The following is a 3,118-nucleotide window of genomic DNA, read 5'->3' on the forward strand; positions in this document are numbered from 1 at the left end:
GTCACGCTCGCCGTGCCCCCGGCCGACGGTGCCGAACCGGCCTTCTGCGCTGGGCCCGGGCGACTCGATCGAGGTGTCCGGCACCTATCCGGCCGCGCGGTACTTCTCGCTCGACACCTACGGCACGAACTTCGACACCGTCGATTTGCTGCGTGACGACATGATCGTGCCGGATCCGGGTAGCGGGAATCCGTTCGCGGAATCAGCGGCGCGGAATCGCCGTCCGTCACAGCAGAAGTGGCATGCCACTGTGGTACCCGGTCCGGCGGGCCACGCGCGCAACGAGATCCGCGGTGGTCCGGAGGGGCAGAGCACCCCGGTGGGCTTCTGACCATCCGCGTGTCCGTGCCCGACGACGCCGCATCGCTCAGCGACGGCGTGCCGTTGCCCCGAGGTGACCAGGCGCCTCGGCGGGGCGACGATGCTCAGGCAACCGTGCGAGCAGCCGTTCGACCCGAACTTCCTGTACCGGACCCGCCGCACAGCTCGCACAGGCAGGCTTCGACCAGATCATCGCGCACTCGACGCGTCGGGTTACTACACGTATGCGATCGCCGCGCCGTCCGACCTTCCCTCGGTCGTCGATCCGACCGTGACCGTACTGCCGTGGGGCGATACCACTGTGCCGAAGAAGGTGTTGTTCCTGCGCTACATGATGCCGTTGTCGGCCTTCGTTGCCGGAGGCTGTGCGGCATGTCAGGACGACGCCGCGGGCTGACGTTCGTGTAGGACCTCGTCGGTGGTGTGGTGATCGCACACTGTGCACGAGAGTTTTCTGGTAGACGAGTGCAATGAGCGATGACGCCGGACGCGGTACTCCGTCGAAGGACACGCGTGCCGCCGATGTGCAGGAACTCGTGGTGGTGGTCGGCGAGCGGATGCAGCGGCGGTCCGACGAGATCGTCGCGAGCATGGACGCGGCGATCGAGTCGGCCGTCGAAGATCTCGGCGAGTCCGAATTGACCGACATGCTGCGCGCGAGCGTGGAGGGCAACGTCGCCACCATCCTGCACATGATCAGCAACGACATCCCGCTCGATCGTATCCAGCCGATCACCGCCGCCACGGAGTATGCGGTCAGGCTCGCGCGGCACGGCGTTCCTGCGGCTGCGCTGCGCCGGGCCTACCACATCGGCTCCGACGACCTGTTCAACCAGATGTTCGCGGAGATCCAGCAGCTCGATTGTGCGCCCGACCTGAAACTCGAGCTGCTCCACCATTTCGCCGGGTGGATGCACAAGTATGTGGACTGGATGACGCGCGTCGTGCTCGACGCTCACGAAGAAGAGCAGCGGGTGCTGGTCCGGCAGTCCGAGAACGTGACGTCGGCGCTGGTGGAACAGGTGTTGAGCGGCGGTGCGTTCGATACCGAGGAGTTCGCGACGAAGACGGGTTACCGGCTCGACGGAACCCACCTCGGTGCGATCGCGTGGATCGAAGGCCCGGCCCAGGGCGCGGACCAGACCCCGACCCTCGCGGCGGCAGCGGAGACCCTCACGGTCGCGGCCGGTGGGGAGGGTCGCCTTTGCTCGTCCCGGTGGATCGCCGCACGGCCTGGTTGTGGACGACGACGGCGGGTGGCACGGTCGTCGACGTGCCACGCCTCCGGACCGTTGTGCAGGCCGTCCCCGGGTTGCGCGTGACATTCGGGAAGCCGGGGGTCGGGGTCGCGGGGTTCCGGCGCAGCCACGAGCAGGCCGAAGCGGTGCGGATCGTCGCGAGCACCGCGACCGTTCCGCACAGCCGAGCGGTGTACTACGGAGAGGACGGCATGTCCGCGACGGCGGTGCTGGCACGCGACCTCGCGACGACCAGGCGTTTCGTCGCCGATACGCTGGGCCGACTCGCGATCGACAACCCGGCCGCGGAGCGTCTGCGGGACACGACGCGGATGTTCCTGCGGACCGGCGGAAGCTATGTGCAGACCTCCGAGGAACTCGTCCTTCATCGGAACACCGTGAAGTACCGGCTGCAGAAGGCGGAGGAGGAACGGGGACGGCCCATCTCCGACAACCGGTTGGATCTCGAGTTGGCTCTGCACGTCTGTCACGTGCTCGGACGACCCGTGCTGATGCCCATGGGGAAGCGCGCGTCCCGTCGTTGACCCGATTTTTGTGCAGATTCGACAACGGCAGCGTCGAAGTTGGTCTCGCGGGGACGTGTCTTGGATCACGCCGGCCGCATAATGTCGTGCATCACAACCGATACGTGCTCGTCGGACCGAGGAGCTGTAGATGCCCTTCTCCCGCTTTCCCTTTCTCCCCTGGAATGTCCCCGCCGAGGATCGCACTCGCACGGCGGTCCGGGACGACAGGCTCGAACTCACCTACGCCCGGCTCGACGACCGAACCCGCGCTGTCGCAGCGCAGTTCGCGCGACACGGCGTCGGTGCGGGCGACGTCGTCGCGATCATGCTGCCGAACCGGGTCGAACTGCTGGTGGCCATGCTCGCGGCGTGGCGTCTCGGTGCTGCCGCGACGCCCGTCAATCCGGCGTTCACGGAATCGGAAGCGGCTTATCAGATCTCGGACTCCGGTGCTGTCCTCGTCGTCAACAACGGAACCGACGCGCCCGACGGCGGCCGGTCGAGCATCACCGTGGACGATCTCGCCGTCGAGGGCGACGGCCCCGAACCCGTGGCCCTGCGCGGTGACGAACCGAGCCTGGTCATCTATACCAGCGGATCCACCGGCCGGCCGAAGGGCGTGATACTCGATCACGACAATGCCGAGGCCATGTCGTCGACGATGGCGCACCATTTCGGTCTCACAGCCGACGACCATTGCATGCTGGTCCTGCCGCTGTTCCACGTCAACGCGATCATGGTGAGCGCACTGGCGGTCTGGCGCTCGCACGGACAGCTCAGTGTGATCGGATCGTTCTCCGCGAGCCGATTCTTCGACCACGTGGAAAAGCTCCGCCCCACATACTTTTCCGCTGTACCCGCGATCTATGCGATGCTTGCCGCGCTGCCCGACACCGTCCGGCCCGACACCTCGTCGCTGCGGTTCGTGGTGTGCGGCGCGGCTCCGGTCCCGAAGGAACTGCTGCAGCGGTGCCACGACCGCTTCGGGTTCGTCATGGTCGAGGGATACGGCCTCACCGAGGCGACCTGCGC

At 66.9% G+C, this 3,118-nt stretch carries 4 protein-coding genes and 1 pseudogene; all 5 read left to right on the forward strand.

What is annotated here, in order from left to right:
• Nucleotides 1-331 (forward strand): annotated as a pseudogene (locus R1101_RS29300) (hypothetical protein); the annotation flags it as partial.
• A 63-nt stretch (nt 332-394) separates the two neighbouring features.
• Nucleotides 395-718, forward strand: coding sequence for a hypothetical protein (locus tag R1101_RS29305; RefSeq protein WP_064065400.1), 324 nt, complete (start codon nt 395-397; stop codon nt 716-718).
• A gap of 73 nt (nt 719-791) precedes the next feature.
• Entirely contained in the window at nt 792-1,643 is an 852-nt protein-coding gene (locus tag R1101_RS31150; protein ID WP_232284792.1) for a hypothetical protein, read from the forward strand.
• Nucleotides 1,640-2,104, forward strand: a complete 465-nt coding sequence (locus R1101_RS31155) for a PucR family transcriptional regulator (RefSeq protein WP_232284793.1) — start codon at nt 1,640-1,642, stop codon at nt 2,102-2,104. Before R1101_RS31150 ends, R1101_RS31155 begins: the two co-directional genes overlap by 4 nt.
• 130 nt (nt 2,105-2,234) lie before the next feature.
• Nucleotides 2,235-3,118: class I adenylate-forming enzyme family protein (locus tag R1101_RS0119900; protein ID WP_016935062.1), on the forward strand; the 884-nt coding region annotated here is incomplete at its 3' end.

Origin of the sequence: Rhodococcus sp. R1101, assembly GCF_000278445.1 — a bacterium.
Classification (GTDB): domain Bacteria; phylum Actinomycetota; class Actinomycetes; order Mycobacteriales; family Mycobacteriaceae; genus Rhodococcus; species Rhodococcus gordoniae.

Coding starts and splice junctions, on each gene's coding strand:
- R1101_RS31150 (WP_232284792.1), top strand. CDS start 792: ATGAGCGATGACGCCGGACGCGGTACTCCGTCGAAGGACACGCGTGCC.